This window comes from Actinoplanes sp. NPDC049681, assembly GCF_044465265.1.
Classification (GTDB): Bacteria; Actinomycetota; Actinomycetes; order Mycobacteriales; family Micromonosporaceae; genus Actinoplanes.
In genome coordinates, this window is sequence record NZ_JBITLP010000005.1 from 256096 (window position 1) to 275758 (window position 19663).

Below are 19663 nucleotides of genomic sequence, written 5' to 3' on the forward strand. Positions count from 1 at the left end.
AGGGCGGTCGCCGTCGCCCGGCTACCCCTTGGCCTCCGGATGGCGCTCGTCGATGTACCTCTTGGGATAGGGGACGAGCGAGTCCTTGCCGCTCTTGATCGCTTCGAAGTCCTCCACCACCTGCCGCAGGGCGGTGTCCTCGGCGACGTTCGCAGAACTCCAGACCTGAGCATCCATCAACCGGCCCTTGATGGTGCCGTACTGCGTGGCCAGTTGCCTGGCCTTGCCGGCCGCCTCGGCGTAGTTCTTGACTCTCGGGAGAATTGCAGCCGCGGCGGACGCAAAAGCCGCCACGGAGGCCAGTAGCTTCGCCCACCACGAATTGGAGCCGGTCAGAACGCCCCAGATGGTGAGGCTCGTGACGGTGCTGAGAAATGCGGCGGCGATGGCGTATCCGTCGGCACGACGCTGCATGTCATTTGCATATCTGGGCAAGCGAATCGCCCAATATTTCGCGCTGTCGAGGCATTCGTCGATCCGATTCCTGCTGATCGGCGCCGCGGTGACCGTCAGCCGGGCCGGACGAGGGGGTGGCGATGCTGGTGGAGGGGTGTCTCTCGCGGGGTCCGGCGACGGCGGGACCGGCGCTCGTCCGTCCGGGACCGACGACGTCGGTAACGGCGAGGGCGGCAGCGTGGACGTTCCACTCAAGAGGGTCGACGGCGCTTCCCGGAGGTCCCCGAGGAGCTCCTGCACATCGTCGACCATACGGGCTCCTCGTGACGGAGGGGCCGGCGTTTCCGTCGTCGGGATCGGCGGCAACGCAGGGGCGGATTTTCCTCCTCGCAGCAGCGATGCGGGAGGCGTTTCTTCCGTTGTTTGAGTGCCCTTGGTCATCTCGGCTCCCTTCGCTAGACAATCGCATGCTGCCCGCAGCGATCAGCAATGCTCCATCCAGGGGGAGTGGACAAACGTACTGTAGCCACCGGATTGGGGCCGGATAGGGGTTTCTGTCTACTTGGCCGGGCTCAGGACCGCAGGTGGGCGTTGAGGCGGGCGGCCTGGCGGGTCAGATGGTCGCGTTCGGCGAGGTTGGTGGCCTTCCGGGCGGCTTCGGCGTACAGGTGGGCCGCCGTCGCCGGGTCGCCGTCGCGTTCGTGGAGGTAGGCCGCCACCGCGGTGTGGCGGGGCAGGGTGTCGTCGAGGGCGGCCAGGGCGGCCAGGCCGGCGCGGGGTCCGTCGGCCTCGCCCACGGCCACCGCCCGGTTGAGGCGGACGACCGGGCTGCCGGTCAGGCGGATGAGCTCGTCGTACCACTCGACGATCTGGACCCAGTCGGTCTCGCCGGCGGTGGGTGCGTCCGCGTGCAGCGCCGCGATCGCGGCCTGGGCCTGGAACTCGCCGAGGCGGTCGCGGGCCAGGGCGGCCTGGAGGATCTCGACGCCTTCGGCGATCGATGCCGTGTCCCAGCGGGTGCGGTCCTGCTCGGCGAGCGGCACCAGGCTGCCGTCGGCTGCGGTGCGGGTGGCGCGCCGGGCGTGGTGCAGCAGCATGAGGGCGAGCAGGCCCGCCACCTCGGGGTGGTCGATGGCGGCCGCGAGCCGGCGGGTGAGGCGGATGGCCTCGGCGGCGAGGTCGACGTCGCCGGAGTAACCCTCGTTGAAGACCAGGTAGAGGACGCGCAGGACGGTGGCGACGTCGCCGGGCTGGTCGAACCGTACGCCGGCGACGGTGCGCTTGGCCCGGCTGATGCGCTGGGCCATGGTCGCCTCGGGCACCAGGTAGGCCTCCGCGATCTGGCGGGTGGTGAGGCCGCCGACGGCGCGCAGGGTGAGCGCCACCGCGGACGACGGGGTCAGCGACGGGTGGGCGCACAGGAAGTAGAGCTGCAGCGTGTCGTCCACGGCGGGGGCCGGTCCGGGGGCCGGCTCCTCCTCGGCGAGGTCCTCACGCCGGCGGCGGGCGGCGTCCGCCCGGGTCGCGTCGAGGAACCGGCGCCAGGCCACGGCGATCAGCCAGCCCTTCGGGTCCCGTGGCGGGTCGGCCGGCCAGGTGCGGACCGCCTCCACCAGAGCGTCCTGCACGGCGTCCTCGGCCGCCGCGAAGTCGGCTCCGCGGCGGACGAGGATGCCGAGCACGCCCGGCGTGAGGCTCCGGAGGAGGACCTCGTCGATCAAGGGGTCACTCCGTGATGGTGGGCGGGGCGGTCAGGAAGGGGCGCAGCTCGAGCCACTCGTGGATCGGCTTGCCGCCGGCGCCGGGTGCGGCCGACAGCTCCCCGGCCAGCTCGACGGCGCGCTCGTAGCTGTCGACGTCGATCACCATCCAGCCGGCGATGAGGTCCTTGGTCTCGGCGAACGGGCCGTCCGTGACCGGCGGGCGGCCCTCGCCGTCGTACCGGACCCAGGTGCCCTCGGGGGCGACCGCCTGGCCGTCGACGAACTCACCGGTCGACTCGAGCCGGGCCGCGAAGTCGTGCATGTACTTCATGTGCGCCGAGATCTCCTCCGGCGTCCACTGGTCCATGCACACGTCGTTCACCGGAGCCGGGGCGCCACGGTAGTGCTTCAGCAACAGGTACTTGGCCATGGTGGTTCTCCTCGGTGCTGCGCGACCCCTGTGGTCACGTCTGCTGCGAGGACGGAGCCGGCCGCGGCTTCTCGACATCGCCCGACGAATTTTTTCCGCCGATGTGGCCGAGGTCAAAGCCCGTCGGGCGTCCTAGGAGGCTGGGTTACTGCCCGAGCGCACAAGGGACGGGCCCGGCTTCCGCGAGGGAAGCCGGGCCCGGGAGATGCGATGCGTCAGGAGACGACGCGGGCGACCGGGGAGTTGTCGCCGGTCTCGGCGCGGTACGCGACCACGTCGTAGCGGCCCGCCGTGCCGGCCGGGTCGGCCCACTGCTCGGTCACCGAACCGGTCACCAGGCCCATGCGGTCGATGAGGTGGCTCTCACCGACGGCGGCACCCTCGACCATCAGGAACGGCTGGACGGTGACCGCACCGGCCGGCGCAGCGGCCGAGTAGGAGCTGGTCAGCCAGCCGGTGGTCGAGTCCACGGTGGCCGAGTTGCCGCTGCCGAGCCGGGTGACCTTGCCGGCGGCGTCGGTGTACGCCAGGCCGGCCCGGACGCGGCGCGCGGTGGTGCCCGCCTGGAAGGAGGCGACCGCCGTGTAGGTGGTGCCCGCGGTGACCGGAACCTTGCGGCCGTACGTGCTGATCTGGCCGGCCGCCGTGGCCGTGATCTGCAGCGAGGCGCTGCCGAGCGCGCCGGCGGTGGCGGATCGCGTCACCGTCGTGCCCGAGGTGGTGGTCCAGCCGGCCGTGCCCGCCGCGGCGTTCTCCATGCTCGACTCGTCGGCGGTGAGCAGGTTGCCGGGGATCTCCGAGCTGCCCACGGGCAGGTCGGCGAGGAGGGCGCCGTCGCGGTAGACGCGGTAACCGGCGATCGGGTTGGTCGTGGCGTACGACTCGCTCCAGGTCAGACCCGACGCGGTGGCCTTGACGCCGGCCGGGGCCTCCGGGGCCAGCATGCCGTAGCGCACCGGCGACGCGACGATGCCCGTCGTGGTGTTGGTCTCGCCGTTCGGGCCGGTGAGCACCGTGCCGGTCGCGGCGAACGGGGCCTTGCGGGCGCCGACCGACACGCCGTACCAGGTGGTGGGGGTGGACTGGTCGTCGACGATCTCGTTTCCGTAGATCATGTCGCCGGTGCCGGCGGAGACGCCGATGCCCGAGGTCTCGAAGTAGCCGACGCCGGTGTTGTAGGTGAGCGAGCCGGCGAAGCCGGAGTCGACGACCCGGTTGCCCACGACGGTGTCCGGGCTGCCCTTCACCGCGGCGTTGCCGTAGATCAGGATGCCGCTCTCCCGCGAACGCTCGATGACGTTGTCACGGACGACGTTGTTGCCGCCGAGGCGCACGTAGTGGTCGACCGAGTCGGCGGCGCTCTGCAGCATCTGGTCGTCGGCCGTGCCGCCGGTGTTGTCGCTGTCGAGGTAGTCCTCGTAGCCGATGGCCACGCCGGCCGTCGCCGAGTCCATGATGTGGTTGTTCGCCACCAGGATGTTGCTCGGCTGGTTGACGTCCTTGTTCGGGAAGACGTGCGAGTAGCGCGCGTTGGACTGCAGCACGATGTGCGAGCCCTCCAGCACGTTGCCGGTCACCGTGCCGCCCATGACGCCCTCGAAGTAGAGGTTGCCGTACTCGGTGACCTTGCGCGCCGCCGCGACGGTGCGGTTGGTGTGCACGATGTTGTTGCGCACCGTCGTGTTGAGCGCGTTGGTGAAGTCGAAGAAGTTGCCGCGCCCCGTGACGTCGTACTGGTTGTCCTCGATGACGGTGCCGTCGTTGAGGCCGCCGCCGCCGATGTTGTCCTCGCCGTCGGACTCGGCGCCGCCCCAGTTGTCGAAGCGGTTGTCGACGATGCGGGCGTCCTTGGTGCCGGAGACCCACATCTTGAAGTACTCGAAGTTGGTGAAGCGGACCTGGCGGACCGTCCAGCGGTCGCCGACCTTGATGCCGCCGCCGGTGTTGCCGGTGGCGCCGGTCGGGGCGAGGAAGTCGCAGGGGTCACCCGGACGGCCCGGCAGGGCGGACGGCGTGGGGGCGCCGGCGCCGGTGCGGCAGTTGCCGTTGACCGTCAGGTCGGAGACCAGGTTCGTGCTGCCGTCCTGCTTGGTGTCGCTGGGCAGCACCAGGAAGCTGTAGCTGAAGTTCTTCCAGTTGACCGTCGGGTCCATCAGCAGCGTGGTGGCCGCGATGCCGGCGCCGCGCAGGTTGACGTTCGGGGGCAGCTTCAGGCCCTTGGTGAGCCGGTACGTGCCGCTGCGCAGCAGGACCGTGGCCGTGACGGCCGGGGTGGCAACGCTTCCGTCGGCGGCCATGACGGCGGGAACGGTCCGCGACGCCGCGGTCGTGATGGCCGCGTTGATCACCGCGTAGTCGTCCAGCGTGCCGCCGCGCGGCGCCGCGACGACGATGCAGGTGGGGTCCGTGCACTCGGCCGCGGTCAGCGGCGCCGGGCTCACGGTGGACGCCAGCGCGTACGCGGGCGCGGCGGCCTCGTCGGCCTGAGCCGGGCCGGCCACGCTGATGAGCGCGGCGGGCACGGTGAGAGCGATCGCTGCCGCGGTACGGCGGGCGGTCGACTTGGAACGCATCGGTGCTCCGGGGGGATCGGGGACGGGGTGCGAATCGGGTGCAACCGTACGATCCCGGTGCGGCCGGAGTCCTCGACCGAAGGGTGGAGGGCAGTCTGTCCGATCAGCGCTCTACGCGGGGAAACGTGAGCTTTGTGAGATGAATCATCGCCGTTCCCAGGCGTCGCGCAGCGCCGTGGCACGCAGCGCCGCGTTGATCCCCAGCCAGCGCAGCGGCTCGGGTTCCCAGCGGCGCGAGCGGTGGCCCACCCACGGCAGCGTCGTGCGTTCGGTGAGGTCGCCCAGGATCAGATCGGCGAGCGTACGCCCGGCGAGATGGGCCGCCGCCACGCCGTCGCCGACGTAGCCCCCACCCCAGGCGATGCCCTCGTGCACGCCCACCGAGGGCATCCAGTCACGCGGGACGCCGAGCGGGCCACCCCATCGCGCGGCGATCGGCGGGTCGATGCCGAACATCTCCGCGAGCGTGGCCCGCAAGGCCTCGAACACCGCCGGCACCCGGTCGTACGCGGGCCGTACCCGGGAACCGAAGTGGTACGGCGCGCCCCGCCCCCCGAAGGCGAGGCGGTCGTCGGCGGTGCGCTGGCCGTACACGATCAGGCGCCGTTCGTCGCTGAACGTCTCGCGCCGCGCCAGGCCGATCCGCTCCCAGGTCGCGGGGTCGAGCGGCGCCGTCGCGATCATCAGCGAGTAGACCGGCGCGAGGTCCCGGCGGTGCCCGGGCAGTTGGGGGGTGTAGCCCTCGAGCGCCCGCACGATCATGGGCGCGCGCACCGTGCCGCGATCGGTCTCCACCGCACCGCGCCGCAGCCGGATCACCCGGGTGTCCTCGTGCACCGTGACCCCGCGCCGCTCGACGGCCTCGGCGAGCCCGCGGACCAGCCGCGCCGGGTGCAGGGCCGCGCAGTCCGGGCTGTACGTGCCCCCGAGCACGCCCGTGGCTCCGCAGATCTTGGCGGCGGTGTCCGCGTCGACGAAGTCCGGGGACGCCTCGGCACGGCGCAATTGGGCGCGGGAGCGGGCCAGCGTCACCGTCCCGCCCTTGGCGTAGTGGCAGTCGATGCCCTCCGCCTCCGCCACCCGGCCGACCTCGTCGACGGTGTCCGCGAGGTGGCGGTAGAGCGCCTCGGCCGGGCCCGCGCCGTAGCGGCGGGCGAGCCGGGTCGAGCTGACGGGGAAGAGGCCGGAGCACCAGCCGCCGTTGCGCCCGGAGGCGCCGAATCCGCAGTGTTCGGCCTCCAGCACGACGATGCGCAGGTGCGGCGCGGCGACGGCGAGGTAGTACGCGGTCCACAGCCCGGTGTAGCCCCCACCGGCGACCGCCACGTCGGCGGTGGTGTCGCCGGGCAGCGGCGGACGCCGGGTGAGGGGGCCGAGCGAGTCGAGCCAGAAGGAGGGGCTCAGAGCCGGGTCCATGCCTCGCTCAGCACCGTCCGCAGGATCTGCTCCATCTCGGCGAAGTGCGACTCCTCGCAGATCAGCGGCGGCGCGAGCTGCACCACCGGGTCGCCGCGGTCGTCGGCGCGGCAGTAGAGCCCGGCGTCGAACAGCGCCTGGGAGAGGAACCCGCGCAGCAGCCGGTCGGACTCGTCGTCGTCGAAGGTGGCCTTGGTCGCCTTGTCCTTCACCAGCTCGATGCCGAAGAAGTAGCCGTCGCCGCGGACGTCGCCCACGATCGGCAGGTCGGTCAGCCGCTCCAGGTACGAGCGGAAGAGCCCGGTCTGCGCGCGCACGTGGCCGTTGAGGTCCTCGCGCTCGAAGATGTCCAGGTTGGTCAGGGCCACCGCGGCGGCGACGGGGTGACCGCCGAAGGTGATGCCGTGGGCGAACGACGCGCTGCCGGTCAGGAACGGCTCGACCAGCCGCTCCGAGGCGATCATCGCGCCCTGCGGGACGTAGCCGGAGGTGAGCCCCTTGGCGCAGGTGATGATGTCCGGGGTGTAGCCGTACCGCTGGGAGCCGAAGTACTCCCCCAGCCGGCCGAACGCGCAGATCACCTCGTCGGAGACGAGCAGCACGTCGTAGCGGTCGCAGATCTCGCGGACCCGCTGGAAGTAGCCGGGCGGCGGCGGGAAGCAGCCGCCGGCGTTCTGCACCGGTTCCAGGTAGACGCAGGCGACCGTGTCGGGCCCCTCGAACTCGATGGCCTCGGCGATCCGGTCGGCCGCCCAGATCCCGAACTGCTCCTCGCTCATGGTCTCGTCCGGGCGCCGGTAGTAGTTGGTGTTCGGCACCCGGATCGTGCTCGGCACCAGCGGCTCGTACTGCTGCTTGAGCAGGGGCAGGCCGGTGATCGACAGGGCGCCCATGGTGGTGCCGTGGTAGGCGACGTTGCGGGAGATCGCCTTGGTCTTCATCGGCTTGCCGGTCAGCTTGAAGTAGTTGCGGGCCAGCTTCCAGGCGCTCTCCACGGCCTCCGAGCCGCCGGTGGTGAAGAAGACCCGGTTCAGGTCGCCGGGGGCCAGCGCGGCCAGGCGTTCGGCGAGCTCGACCGCGGCGGGGTGGGCGTAGGACCAGACCGGGAAGTAGGCCAGCTCGGCGGCCTGCTTGGCGGCGGCCTCGGCGAGCTCGGTCCGGCCGTGCCCGGCCTGGACCACGAAGAGGCCGGAGAGTCCGTCCAGGTAGCGCTTGCCGTGCTGGTCATAGATGTACGGACCGGAGCCGCGCACGATGACGGGCACCTCGCCGCCGTCCCCACCGGTGTAGGCCGAGAGCCGGGTGAAGTGCATCCAGAGGTGGTCACGGGCAGCGGCTGACAGGTCCTGGCTCATCTCGTTCCCCACGCGTAGGTCTGTTTCGCGAGCTTCAGATACATGAAGGTCTCCGTCGCGGAGACGCCCTCGATCGCCCGGATCCTGTCGTTGAGCAGCTCCAGCAGGTGCTCGTCGTCGGTGCAGACCAGCTCGACGAGCATGTCGTAGCCGCCGGCGCAGATCACCACGTAGTCGACCTCCGGGATGGCGGCGATCTCGTCGGCGACGCGGCGCATGTCCCCGAGCACCTTGACCCCGACCATGGCCTGGCGGGCGAACCCCAGCGTGAGCGGGTCGGTGACGGCGACTATCTGCATGAGACCGTGATCGAGGAGGCGTTGCACGCGTTGGCGCACGGCGGCCTCCGAGAGTCCGATGGTCTTGGCGAGCGTGGCGTACGACATCCGTCCGTCGCGCTGCAGGTGCTCGATGATCTGCTTGTTGATGCTGTCCAGAGCCTGGTCCGTCACGCCGCGATTGTTCCCCGGCGCCCCGGCTTCGGCAATGGAATCGGTGGTTCTCTTCCGTGTACTCGAAGGAATCCGTGGCGGGATTTCATGTACATACGTTTATCGCAGCTCTCGGCGGTCTTGACAAGTGTTTCCGTGGCCACAACGCTCTGCGGACAAGGTTTCAGTTGGCGAAAGGCGCCCCATCATGCGCATCCTTCTCGTCGGAGCCGGCGGCGTGGGCACGGCGGCCACCGGCATCGCCGCCCGGCGTGACTTCTATGACCGATTTGTCGTGGCCGATTACGACCTCGCGCGTGCCGAGCGGGCCGTGGCGTCCCTTCCGGACGACCGCTTCACCGCCGCCCGCGTGGACGCCTCGTCCGCCGACGCCGTGGCGGCGCTGTGCCGCGAGCACGGCATCACGCACGTCCTGAACGCGGTCGACCCGCGGTTCGTCATGCCGGTCTTCGAGGGCGCGCTCGCGGCCGGCGCCGACTACCTCGACATGGCCATGTCCCTGTCGCGGCCCCATCCGGAGCAGCCGTTCGAGCGGACCGGCGTGAAGCTCGGCGACGAGCAGTTCGCCGCCGCCGGGCGATGGCAGGACGCGGGGCGGCTCGCCCTGGTCGGGATGGGCGTCGAGCCGGGGCTTTCGGATGTCTTCGCCCGGTACGCCGCCGATCATCTCTTCTCGCGCATCGACGAGATCGGCGTACGCGACGGCGGCAACCTCGTGGTCGACGGTTACGAGTTCGCACCGTCGTTCTCGGTGTGGACGACGATCGAGGAGTGCCTCAACCCGCCGGTCGTCTACGAGCGGGGCCGCGGCTGGTTCACCACCGAGCCGCTGTCCGAGCCGGAGACCTTCGACTTCCCCGGCGGGATCGGGCCGGTCGAGTGCGTCCACGTCGAGCACGAGGAGGTGCTGCTCATCCCCCGCTGGGTCGACGCCGGCCGGGTCACCTTCAAGTACGGGCTGGGCAAGGAGTTCATCGACGTGCTCAAGACCCTGCACAAGCTCGGCCTCGACCGGACCCATCCGGTGCGGGTAGGCGGCGTCTCCGTCTCCCCTCGGGACGTGGTGGCGGCCGTCCTGCCCGACCCCTCCACGCTGGGCGAGCGGATGACCGGTGCCACGTGCGCGGGCACCCTGGTGACCGGGCTCGACAAGCAGGGCCTGCCGAGCAGCGTGTACCTCTACCACGTCGTCGACAACCAGTGGTCGATGCGCGAGTACGGCTCGCAGGCCGTGGTCTGGCAGACCGCCGTCAACCCGGTGGTCGCGCTGGAGTTGCTGGCCGCGGGGACGTGGTCGGGCGCCGGCGTCCTCGGCCCGGAGGCCTTCGACGCCGTGCCCTTCCTGGACCTGCTCACCGCCTACGGTTCGCCCTGGGCGCTACGCACCCAGTAGGGCCGCCCGCAGGATCCCCAGGCCGCGGTCCACCTCCCGCTCGCCGATCACCAGCGGCGGGAGGAGACGCAGGACGTTCCCGTACGTCCCGCAGGTGAGCACCAGCAGCCCGGCGTCGTGGCAGGCCTTGGCGACGGTCGCCGTACGGGCCGCGTCGGGCTCCACACCCCCGGGCTTGACCAGTTCGACGGCCAGCATCGCGCCGCGTCCCCGGGCCTCGCCGACGCCGGGGTCCCGGTCCGCCAGCTCGCGCAGCACCGGCAGCATCCGCGCCTCGATCGCGCGCGCGGCGGCGGCCAGGTCCAGCTCGTGCATCGTGTCGATGGCGGCCAGGGCGGCGGCGCAGGCGACGGGGTTGCCGCCGTAGGTGCCGCCGAGCCCGCCCGCGTGCACGGCGTCCATCAGCTCGGCGCGGCCCACCACGCCGGCGATCGGCAGACCGCCGCCCATGCCCTTCGCCGTGGTCACCAGGTCGGGTTCGACGCCCTCGTGCTCGCTGGCGAACCAGGCGCCCGTACGGCAGAAGCCGGTCTGGATCTCGTCGGCGACGAACACCGCGCCGGCGCCCCTGGCCCAGGCGGCGATCGCGGGCAGGAAGCCGGGCGCCGGGACGACGAAACCGCCCTCGCCCTGGATCGGCTCGATGACCACCGCGGCGACGTTGGCGCCGCCCACCTGCTTCTCGACGACGTCGAGGGCGCGGATGGCGGCGTCCGGCCCGGACAGGCCGCCGTCCCGCAGCGGATAGGACATCGGGACCCGGTAGACCTCCGGCGCGAACGGCCCGAACCGGTGCTTGTACGGCATCACCTTCGCGGTCAGCGCCATCGTGAGGTTCGTCCGGCCGTGGTACGCGTGGTCGAAGACGACGACGGCCGGGCGTCCGGTGGCGTGCCGGGCGATCTTCACCGCGTTCTCGACCGCCTCGGCGCCGGAGTTGAACAGCGCCGCCCGCTTGCCGAACTCCCCCGGCGTCAGCGAGATCAGCCGCTCGCAGACCGCCACGTACGACTCGTACGGCGCGACCATGAAACAGGTGTGGGTAAAGCGCTCGACCTGCTCGCGGACGGCCGCCACCACCGCCGGTGCGCTGTTGCCCACGTTGGTGACCGCGATGCCGGAGGCGAAGTCGATCCACTCCCGGCCGTCGACGTCACGCAGCGTGCCGCCGCTCGCGCGCTCCACGTAGGACGAGATGACGGAGCCGACGCCCCGCGCCACGGCGGCCGAGCGGCGTTTGTGCAGGTCCTCGGACGACGGCACGGCTCACTCCCCCGTGTAGTGCATGACGTGCTTGATGCGGGTGTAGTCCTCCAGGCCGTACACGGAGAGGTCCTTGCCGTGACCGGAGTGCTTGAACCCGCCGTGCGGCATCTCCGCGACCAGCGGGATGTGGCAGTTGACCCAGACGCAGCCGAAGTCGAGCCTGCGGGTCATCCGCATGGCGCGGCCGTGGTCCCTGGTCCAGACGGAGGAGGCCAGGCCGTACTCGACACCGTTGGCCCAGCCGACCGCCTCGTCCTCGTCGGTGAAGCGCTGGACGGTGATGACCGGGCCGAACACCTCGTCCTGAATGATCTCGTCGGTCTGGCGCAGGCCGGAGACCACGGTCGGCGTGTAGAAGTAGCCGCGTTCCCCCTGCCGGGCGCCGCCGGCCTCGACCGTCGCGTGGTCCGGCAGCCGGTCGAGGAAGCCGCTGACCCGCTCGAGCTGGCGGGCGTTGTTCAGCGGGCCGTAGAGCACGTCCGCGTCGTCCGGGGCACCGGTGCGCGTGCCGCGGGCCTGCTCCGCCAGTGCGGCGACGAAGTCGCTGTAGACGCCCGGCGCCGCGAGCACCCGCGTGGCGGCGGTGCAGTCCTGTCCCGCGTTGAAGTAACCGGCCTCGGCGATCGCCGCGGAGGCCGCCGCGATGTCCGCGTCGTCGAACACCACGACCGGCGCCTTGCCGCCGAGCTCCAGGTGCGTGCGCTTGAGGTCGGCCGCGGCCGACCCGGCGACCTCCATGCCGGCACGGACGGACCCGGTGATCGAGACCATCTGCGGTACGGGGTGGCCCACGAGCTCGCGCCCGGTGTCCCGGTCGCCGGTGACGACGTTCAGCACGCCGGGCGGCAGGAACTCGGCGGCGATCTCGGCCAGCATGACCGTGGTGACCGGGGTCGTGTCGGAGGGCTTGAGCACCACGGTGTTCCCCGCGGCCAGCGCCGGGGCGATCTTCCAGACCGCCATCATCAGCGGGTAGTTCCACGGGGTGACCTGGGCACAGACGCCGACCGGCTCGCGCCGCACGTAGCTCTCGTAACCGGCCATGTACTGCCCGGCCGAGCGGCCCTCGAGCAGGCGCGCGGCGCCGGCGAAGAACCGGATCTGGTCGACCGCGGGCGGCAGCTCCTCACTCGCGGTGAGGCCGAGCGGCTTGCCGGTGTTGCGCGACTCGGCGGCGACGAGCTCGTCGGCGCGGGACTCCACGGCGTCGGCGAACTTCAGCAAGGCCAGCTGCCGCTCGGCCGGCGTGGTGTCGCGCCAGCCCTCGAACGCGGCGGCGGCGGCCCGTACGGCCCGGTCGACGTCCTCCTTGCCGGAAACGGGGGCGCTGGCGAACACGTCGCCGGTGGCCGGGTCGACGAGGTCGGCGTACCGGCCGTCGGCGGGTGCGGCCGGGGCGCCGGCGATGAAGTTGTGCAGGACGGTCTTGGTGGTCATCCGGCCTCCAGCAGTGCGGTATCAGGACTCGCAGCCCCATCCTTCCACCGAATCCGCAGCTGACAAGCCCCCAGAACCGTTCGTTCCGTCGGTCAGCCGGGCAGGATCGCGCCGTGCAGGCGCGGGAATCCGAGCGCGCGGACGTCGGGCCGCAACAGGTTCTCGATGGACACCACGATGACCGCGCCCGCGCTGGGTTCGTAGAAGGATGCGCCGGCACCGTCCCGGCCCAGCAGCAGCACGTAGTGGCGCGGGATCAGATCCCCGATCAGCACCGGTACGGGGTAACCCTGCGCGGCCGCCGCCAGCGCCCGGCGCAGCACCGCCGCGGCGAGCATCGGGACGAACGGCGGGACGGGCACCCACCGGTACCGCGCACCGAGGCCGGCGGGATCGCGGCTGAGCAGGCCGCTGACTCCCCACGGCGGGGTGCCGAGCGACTGGCGCCAGAGGGTGTCCGTCTCGTCGTGCACCCGCTGCTGCTCGCTCTCCAGCCGGTCGGCGAAACGCTCGTCGCTCTCCTCGGGCGAGTTCGGCCGGCCCCCGGTCGTCAGCCGCCAGGCGTAGAGCGGATCCACCACGGCCCGAGCGGCGACGATGGCCGCGGAGCCGCACGTCGTGCCGTCGAATTGGCGCATCCGGGTGCTCAGGAACCGCACCGGGCCGGGGTCGGCTGGATTCAGCGGCGCCAGCCGGCCGGCCAGCCATGCGGGGTCGTGCCCGGCGATGACGGCGTCCCAGGCGACCAGCTCGGCGACCGAGTGGCCGGCGGCGAACGCCTGCGCCAGATAGCCCTGCACCGCGGGCGCGGCTTCGGCGAGCGTGCGGTCCAGCCGGGCCGCCTCGGCGGCGGGCAGCAGCCGGCGGAGCACGACGGCCCGCGCGAGCTGCGCCGGGTCGAGCGAGCCCGGCCGGCGGGCGATGACACCCAGCGGACCCGCGGTGTGCGCCGCCGCCGTCAGGTCCGTCGCCGAGGGCAAGGGAGCCGGCGCGGGCGGTGGGCCCGCGGTGAAGGGCGCCGCGGCGCCGCTCAGGGCGGTGGCCAGGAAGAGGAGAAGCGTGGCGCTGTGCCGATGAGCCGCGGCCGCGGTGCGGGCGGCGACCTTCCGGCGGAGACGGGTCTGGTCGAGGACTCGCATCGGCTCCTCCGCGAAGTGAGGAGGGGCGGCGGATCCGCGCTGAGCGCCGAAAGGTGACGTAAGTCTACCGCCGCGAGCATTCAAGCGGAACGGCGCTTTTATGCCGAATCGTTATGGCGTTGCGGATGCATTGCCATCGCCGTACCGTGCTATGCAATGCACTTGTATTGTGAACGGAGGCCCGAAGATGCTCGTGGTGGCATTGTCCGGGGCGGTCGCCGGCATGACGGAGCTGATCGGCGGGAAGGCGGCCGGGCTCGCCGAGCTGATCCGGCGGGGCGAGCGGGTGCCGGCCGGCTTCTGCGTCACGACCGAGGCACACCGGTCCGGGATCGTGCCCGGGACCGAGATCGCCGAGGCCTACGCGCGGCTGGGCGGCGGAGCGGTGGCCGTCCGCTCGAGCGCCACCGCGGAGGACCTGCCCGACGCCAGCTTCGCCGGGCAGTACGACACCTTCCTCGGCGTCGAGGGGATCGACGAGCTGCTCGCGGCCGTCGCGAAGTGCTGGGACTCGCTGCACGGCGCCCGCGCCGTCGCCTACCGGGAGGCGCACGACATCGGCCACGCCGGCGTACGCATGAGCGTCATCGTGCAGCGCATGGTCGAACCGGAGCTGGCCGGCGTGCTCTTCACCGCCAACGTGGCCACCGGCTGCCGCACCGAGATGCTGGTGAACGAGGTGGCGGGGCTCGGCACCGCCGTGGCCGACGGGTCGGGCGAAGCGAACCACTACGTGCTCGGCGAGTCCACTCCCCCGCACCTCGCCGACCTACGCGCAGCGGGTGAGCGGCTGCAGGACCACCTCGGCTGCCCGCAGGACGTGGAGTGGGCGATCGACCGGGACGGGACGCTGTGGCTGCTGCAGTCGCGCCCGATCACCACCCTGTTCCCTCTCCCGCCCCCGACCGGCAAGCCGCTGCCACGGGTGTACGTCGAGTTCGGCAACGTGCAGGGCATGCTGCAGCCGGTGACCCCGATGGGCATGGCCACCCTGCGGACCCAGATCGCGGCGATGCTGGCGGCGGTGGGCGTACGGGCGGAGATCGTCGACATCGGCGGGCGGCTGTACGGCGACCTGACCGACCTCGCGCGCAGCCGTACCGCCCGTAAGCGGCTCGTCAAGCTGCTGGCGGTCGACTTCGGTCCGCGCGCACAGGCGGCGATGGAGCACGTGCTCGCCGACCCTCGCTTCGCCCCCGTCCCCGGTGCGGGCGGGGCGGCGAACCCGGCGGCGCTCGGCACCGCCGTCCGGGCCGTCTCGGGAATCCTTCGGGCGCTGGCGCGTCCGGGGGCGGCGCGGGTGCGGCTGTCGCGGGCCGTCGACCGGGTGCGCGACGTCTCTGCCCTACCCGAAGGGCCGCAGTCCGCCGCGGACCGGCTGCGATACGTCGAGGCGCCGGATCCGGGGGCCGGCCCGGACGACATCCTCTGGCCCATCGTGGCCGGCATGCTCGCCGCCACGCTGCCGGCGCGCCTGCTGCAGGGCATCGCCACGCCGGCCGAGATCCAGACCGTGCTGGGCGGCATGCCGCACAACGTCACCATCGAGATGGACCTGGCGCTGTGGCACCTCGCCGAGCGCACCGGCGAGCACCGTGAGCTGCTGCTCGGCACCCCGCCCGAGGAGCTGGCCGCCCGCTACCGGAACGGCACACTGCCCGAGCTGGGCCTGGAGACATTCCTCGACGCGTACGGCCACCGCGGCGCCGCGGAGGTCGACCTCGGCGTGCCCCGCTGGGCGGAGAATCCTGCGCCGGTGTTCGCGACCATCGCCAACTACCTGCGGGTCACCGACCCCGAGCAGGCGCCCGACCGGCGGTTCGCCGCCGCGGCCGCGACCGCCGAGGCGACGCTGCGGGAGATCGCCCGGCGCGCCCGCCGCCGGCCGGTGCGCGGCCGCCTCGCCGTCCTCCTGCTGCGCCGGGCCCGCGCGCTGGCCGGCCTGCGCGAGGCGGGCAAGTTCGCGGGCCTCTACCGGCTCCGGGCGATGCGGCAGCAGCTGCTGCTCATCGGCGCCGACCTGACGGCGGCGGGCCGGCTCGGACGGCCCGACGACATCATGTTTCTCACCCTGGACGAGGTCCGGGCCGCCGTGCACGACGCGAGCGACCCGCAACCGGCCGTGGCCGCGCGCAAAGCCGTGCACCGCCGGGAGATGCGCCGCCGGGCCGTACCGGTGGTCCTGCTGTCCGACGGTACGGACGTGGAGACCGTGCTGCCCGCCGCCCCGGCGGCCGAGGGGGTACTGATCGGCGTGGGAGCGGCCCCCGGGCGGATCAGCGGGGCCGCACGCGTCGTCACCGATCCGGCCACCGCCCGGGTGGAACCCGGGGAGATCCTGGTCGTCGCCACCACCGACCCGGGGTGGACGCCCCTGTTCCTCACCGCCGGCGCGCTCGTCACCGAGACCGGGGCCGTCATGGCCCACGGCCCCACCGTGGCCCGCGAGTACGGCATCCCGGCCGTCATCAGCGTCCCCGGCGCCACCCGGAAGATCTCCACCGGGCAGCTCGTCACGGTGGACGGCGCGGCCGGAACCGTCACCCTCGGGCCGCCCGTCCTGTGAAACGATCGCGGCCATGCCGAAGAAGGTGGACCCCCTCGAGCGGCGCACCCGGATCGCCGACGCGCTGATGCGGGTCGCCGCGGATCAGGGGCTGGAGGCGGTGAGCCTGCGGCACGTCGCCGCCGCGGCCGGCGTCTCGGCCGGGATGGTGCAGCACTACTTCCGCACCAAGGACGAGATGATGGCGTTCGCCCTCGGCGTCGTCCGGGACCGCGCCCAGGCCCGGGTGTCGGCGGCGGTCGCCCGGCTCGGCGACGCCCCGCCGCCGCGGCTGCTGCTGCGCACGATCATCACCGCCGTCCTGCCGCTGGACGACGAGAGCATCGCCGACGGGCGGGTGGCGCTGGCGTTCCTGGCGTACACGGCCGTGCGGCCCGCGGCCGCGTCGCCGCTGCGGGAAGACACGGCGCAGATGACCGCCTTCTTCGCCGGTCTGCTGCCCGGGCCGGGCGCCGCGGAGGCGGCCGCGGGCCTGCTGGCGATGATGGAGGGGCTGGGCGTCTACCTGCTCGGCGGGCACTACGACCCCCAGCGGGCCCTGGCCGCGCTGGACGCCCACCTCGGCCTGCTGTTCGCCGGTTCGCCCGGTATTCCTTCATCGGAGCGCTGATCCGCCGATCAGGGCAGCGTGCGGCTGCGGAGGAAAGCGGGGGCGAGGGCCGGGTCACGGCTCTTCGTGGCGTACGCGGCCGCCAGCCTCGTGCCCGTCGCCGTGCTCGGCGCCGTGCTGCTCAACGGCTACCGCGCCGACGCCGCCCGGCAGGGCGAGGAACAGGGGCGTGCGCAGGCCAGGGTCATCGAGGAGATGGCCGTCGCGCCCGCGCTGGAGGACGCCGACCTCACCGCCGGGCTCACCGCGGCGCAGCGCGACCGGCTCCAGGCCGCCACCGACTTCGCGATCTTCCACGGCTCGGTCGTGCGGATGCGGCTGCGCAACTTCAGCGGCCGGGTCGTCTTCTCGGACGACGGCTCCACCGTCGGCGGCATCCCGGTGTCCGACCCGGCCTTCAAGACCGCCGCGGTGGGCCGTACCGACGTGGCGGTGGTGGCCGACCCGGAGCGGACCACCGGCGAGGTCATCCGGGTGCTGCAGCCGGTGGTCGCCAGCGCGTCCGGGCGGGCCATCGGGGTGCTGGAGCTCTACCTGCCGTACGAGAGCATCGCCGCGCGCCTGGAGCAGCAGATGCGGGTCACGTACTGGCGGCTCGCCGCCGGCCTCGTCGGCCTCTACCTGGTCCTCGCCCTCATCTCCTGGTCCACCACCCGCTCCCTGCGCCGCTACGCCGCCCGTCAGGAGCACGAGGCCCTGCACGACGGGCTCACCGGCCTGCCCAACCGGGCCGGGTTCCACCAGCGGGCCAAGGCGGCCCTGGAGGCGGCGCCGCGCCGCGGCGCCGTGGTGCTCGTCGACCTCAACCACTTCAAAGAGGTCAACGACACCCTCGGCCACCACGCCGGCGACGAGCTGCTCAAGGTGGTCGCCGAGCGGCTCGTGGCGGCGCTGCGCCCGGAGGACACCGTCACCCGGCTCGGCGGCGACGAGTTCGGTGTCATCCTGCCCGGCGCCGGCCCGGACGAGGCGCTGGCGCTGCTCACGGCGGCCCGCGACCGGCTCACCGCGGAGATCGTGCTCGACGGCATCCCGCTGACCATCGAGGCGAGCTTCGGCGTCGCCCTCTACCCGGAGCACGGCGCCGGCGTGGAGGAGCTGCTGAAGTCCGCCGACGCGGCCATGTACCAGGGCAAACGCGGCACCGCCGGCATCGTGCTCTACGCCGGCGGCGGCGTCGCGCACGCCACCCAGTGGCTCGTGGTGCAGGCCGAGCTGCGGCACGCGCTCGAACGCGACGAGCTGGTGCTGCACTACCAGCCCAAGATCCGCCTCTCCGACGGCCAGATCTGCGGCGCGGAGGCCCTGGTCCGCTGGCAGCACCCGATGCGCGGACTGCTGTCACCCGCCGACTTCCTGCCGGCCGCCGAGCAGTCCGGCCTCATCGAGCCGCTGACCGCCTGGGTGCTGCGCCGCGCCCTGGCGGACCAGCGGGACTGGACGGCCGCCGGACGGTCCTGGCCGGTCTCGGTCAACGTCTCGGCGCGCAACCTGGACGCGCCCGGCTTCGCGGGTTTCGTCGGCGGGCTGCTCGCCGAGTCCGGTACCCCGGCGGACCGGCTCATGATCGAGGTCACCGAGACGGCGCTGGCCGGCGACACCGCCACCGCCACCCGTACGGTCGTCGATCTGGTCGGCCTCGGCGTCGGCGTGGCCGTCGACGACTTCGGCGTGGGCTACACCTCGCTGTCGCAGCTGCGCAACATCCCGGTCTCGGAGATCAAGGTCGACCAGCTCTTCGTGAACGGAGTCGGCCGCAACCCGCAGAGCGAGGCGATCGTGCGCTCCGTCGTCGAGCTGGCGCACGGACTCGGCTGCTGGGTCACCGCCGAGGGCGTCGAGAGCCACGAGGCCCGGCGCTGGCTCGAGGAGGCCGGTTGCGACGCCGTACAGGGCCTGCTGCTGGCACCACCGCTGACCTGGAACGAGTTGATCGAGACCACCACCGGCGACCACGCCCGGCGGGACGTACCCGCCGGCGCCGGCTCCTGACGGAAGGCCTTGGACGATGAAGACCCTGACGAGGACCGCCCTCGCGGCGACCGGTGTCCTGCTCGCACTGACCGCCGCCGGATGCGGCGGCAACGGCAAGGACGCCGGGAGCGCCACCGGTTCCCGCGACGTGCAGATGGATCAGGCGCTGCACGACAAGCTGCCCCAGGGGATCCGGGACAAGGGCGTGATCAGGCTCGCGACCGACCCGAGCTACGCGCCGATGGAGTCGTACGGCACGGACGGGCGCAGCATCGTCGGCTTCGAGCCGGACCTGGCCGCCGCCCTCGGCGCGGTCCTCGGCGTCCGCGTCGAGATGATCGCCGCCGACTTCGGCAGCTCGCTCGACGAGGCGAACAAGGGCACGTACGACGGCGTGCTCTCGTCGATGACCGACACCGCCGAGCGGGAGGCGAAGGCGGACTTCCTCAACTACTTCTCCGCCGGGACGTCGATCGTCGTGCAGCGGGGCAACCCGAGGGGCGTCAGCGACCTCAAGGACCTCTGCGGGCAGATCGTCGCCGTCGAGAGGAGCACGGTCCAGGAGGACCTGCTCGAACGCTCGCAACGGGGCTGCGGCACGCACAAGATCAAGGTCGGCACCTTCAAGACGAACGCCGACGCCCTGCTGCAGCTGCGTACGGGCCGGGCCGTGGCCGTCCTCAACGACTACCCCCCGGCGGCGCACCTCACCACCGACCAGCGCACCCGCGCGTACTACCAGCTCGCCTCCACCGTCCAGTACGAGCCGGGCCTCTACGGGCTCGCGGTGCCGAAGCACAGCACCGCGCTGCGCGACAGCCTGCGGGACGCGCTGGACCTGCTGATCCGCTCCGGCTCGTACGAAGAGCTGCTGAACCGCTGGGGGCTGGGCGCCGGGGCCTTGAGCGCGTCCTCGATCAACGCGGCCGGCGGGAACTCCACGACGGACTGAC

Annotated in this window: 15 protein-coding genes; 5 read left to right on the forward strand and 10 right to left on the reverse strand. The window is 72.4% G+C overall.

The annotated features are described in order from the left end of the window. Positions 1–21: 21 nt before the first annotated feature. The 7 genes from ACIBO8_RS19520 to ACIBO8_RS19550 form a co-directional block, all read right to left on the reverse strand. Positions 22–414: a hypothetical protein gene (locus ACIBO8_RS19520; RefSeq protein ID WP_396116651.1), complete on the reverse strand. Its 393-nt coding sequence runs from the start codon at positions 412–414 to the stop codon at positions 22–24. A 554-nt stretch (positions 415–968) separates the two neighbouring features. Then, the gene (locus ACIBO8_RS19525) at positions 969–2114 is read right to left on the reverse strand and encodes an RNA polymerase sigma factor (RefSeq protein ID WP_396117101.1); all 1146 of its coding nucleotides are present in this window, start codon (positions 2112–2114) and stop codon (positions 969–971) included. A gap of 7 nt (positions 2115–2121) precedes the next feature. Then, positions 2122–2529, reverse strand: a complete 408-nt coding sequence (locus ACIBO8_RS19530; protein WP_396116652.1) for a YciI family protein — start codon at positions 2527–2529, stop codon at positions 2122–2124. 215 nt (positions 2530–2744) lie between these two features. Continuing rightward, entirely contained in the window at positions 2745–5102 is a 2358-nt protein-coding gene (locus ACIBO8_RS19535) for a hypothetical protein (protein ID WP_396116653.1), read from the reverse strand. 144 nt (positions 5103–5246) lie between these two features. Continuing rightward, on the reverse strand, positions 5247–6518 hold the full coding sequence (locus tag ACIBO8_RS19540) for an NAD(P)/FAD-dependent oxidoreductase (protein ID WP_396116654.1): 1272 nt from the start codon (positions 6516–6518) through the stop codon (positions 5247–5249). Next, a complete protein-coding gene (locus ACIBO8_RS19545) occupies positions 6503–7873 on the reverse strand; it encodes an aspartate aminotransferase family protein (RefSeq protein ID WP_396116655.1) in 1371 nt (456 codons plus the stop codon). The genes ACIBO8_RS19540 and ACIBO8_RS19545 overlap by 16 nt, the downstream gene beginning before the upstream one ends. Continuing rightward, positions 7870–8310, reverse strand: a complete 441-nt coding sequence (locus tag ACIBO8_RS19550) for an Lrp/AsnC family transcriptional regulator (protein WP_396117102.1) — start codon at positions 8308–8310, stop codon at positions 7870–7872. Before ACIBO8_RS19550 ends, ACIBO8_RS19545 begins: the two co-directional genes overlap by 4 nt. Before the next feature lie 202 nt (positions 8311–8512). Between ACIBO8_RS19550 and ACIBO8_RS19555 the strand changes: the two genes are divergently transcribed. After that, the gene (locus ACIBO8_RS19555; RefSeq protein WP_396116656.1) at positions 8513–9718 is read left to right on the forward strand and encodes a saccharopine dehydrogenase C-terminal domain-containing protein; all 1206 of its coding nucleotides are present in this window, start codon (positions 8513–8515) and stop codon (positions 9716–9718) included. Here ACIBO8_RS19555 and gabT read toward each other — a convergent pair. The 3 genes from gabT to ACIBO8_RS19570 all read right to left on the reverse strand — a co-directional run bounded on the left by gabT (position 9704) and on the right by ACIBO8_RS19570 (position 13560). Further along, on the reverse strand, positions 9704–10981 hold the full coding sequence (gene gabT, locus ACIBO8_RS19560; protein ID WP_396116657.1) for a 4-aminobutyrate--2-oxoglutarate transaminase: 1278 nt from the start codon (positions 10979–10981) through the stop codon (positions 9704–9706). The two genes, ACIBO8_RS19555 and gabT, sit on opposite strands and share 15 nt — an antisense overlap. 3 nt (positions 10982–10984) lie before the next feature. Next, positions 10985–12421, reverse strand: a complete 1437-nt coding sequence (locus tag ACIBO8_RS19565; RefSeq protein ID WP_396116658.1) for a gamma-aminobutyraldehyde dehydrogenase — start codon at positions 12419–12421, stop codon at positions 10985–10987. A 92-nt stretch (positions 12422–12513) separates the two neighbouring features. After that, positions 12514–13560: a hypothetical protein gene (locus ACIBO8_RS19570; protein ID WP_396116659.1), complete on the reverse strand. Its 1047-nt coding sequence runs from the start codon at positions 13558–13560 to the stop codon at positions 12514–12516. A 187-nt stretch (positions 13561–13747) separates the two neighbouring features. On the opposite strand from ACIBO8_RS19570, the gene ACIBO8_RS19575 reads away from it, so the two are divergent. Genes ACIBO8_RS19575 through ACIBO8_RS19590 form a run of 4 tightly spaced genes read left to right on the forward strand, consistent with a single transcriptional unit; the run spans position 13748 to position 19662 of the window. Further along, on the forward strand, positions 13748–16126 hold the full coding sequence (locus tag ACIBO8_RS19575; protein WP_396116660.1) for a PEP/pyruvate-binding domain-containing protein: 2379 nt from the start codon (positions 13748–13750) through the stop codon (positions 16124–16126). Between the two features lie 13 nt (positions 16127–16139). Next, on the forward strand, positions 16140–16736 hold the full coding sequence (locus ACIBO8_RS19580; protein WP_396116661.1) for a TetR/AcrR family transcriptional regulator: 597 nt from the start codon (positions 16140–16142) through the stop codon (positions 16734–16736). A gap of 18 nt (positions 16737–16754) precedes the next feature. After that, a complete protein-coding gene (locus ACIBO8_RS19585; protein WP_396116662.1) occupies positions 16755–18728 on the forward strand; it encodes a putative bifunctional diguanylate cyclase/phosphodiesterase in 1974 nt (657 codons plus the stop codon). A 16-nt stretch (positions 18729–18744) separates the two neighbouring features. Beyond that, positions 18745–19662 carry an ABC transporter substrate-binding protein gene (locus tag ACIBO8_RS19590; RefSeq protein ID WP_396116663.1) on the forward strand — a complete coding sequence of 306 codons (918 nt, stop codon included), beginning with the start codon at positions 18745–18747 and terminating at the stop codon, positions 19660–19662. The last annotated feature ends 1 nt before the right edge of the window (position 19663 follow it).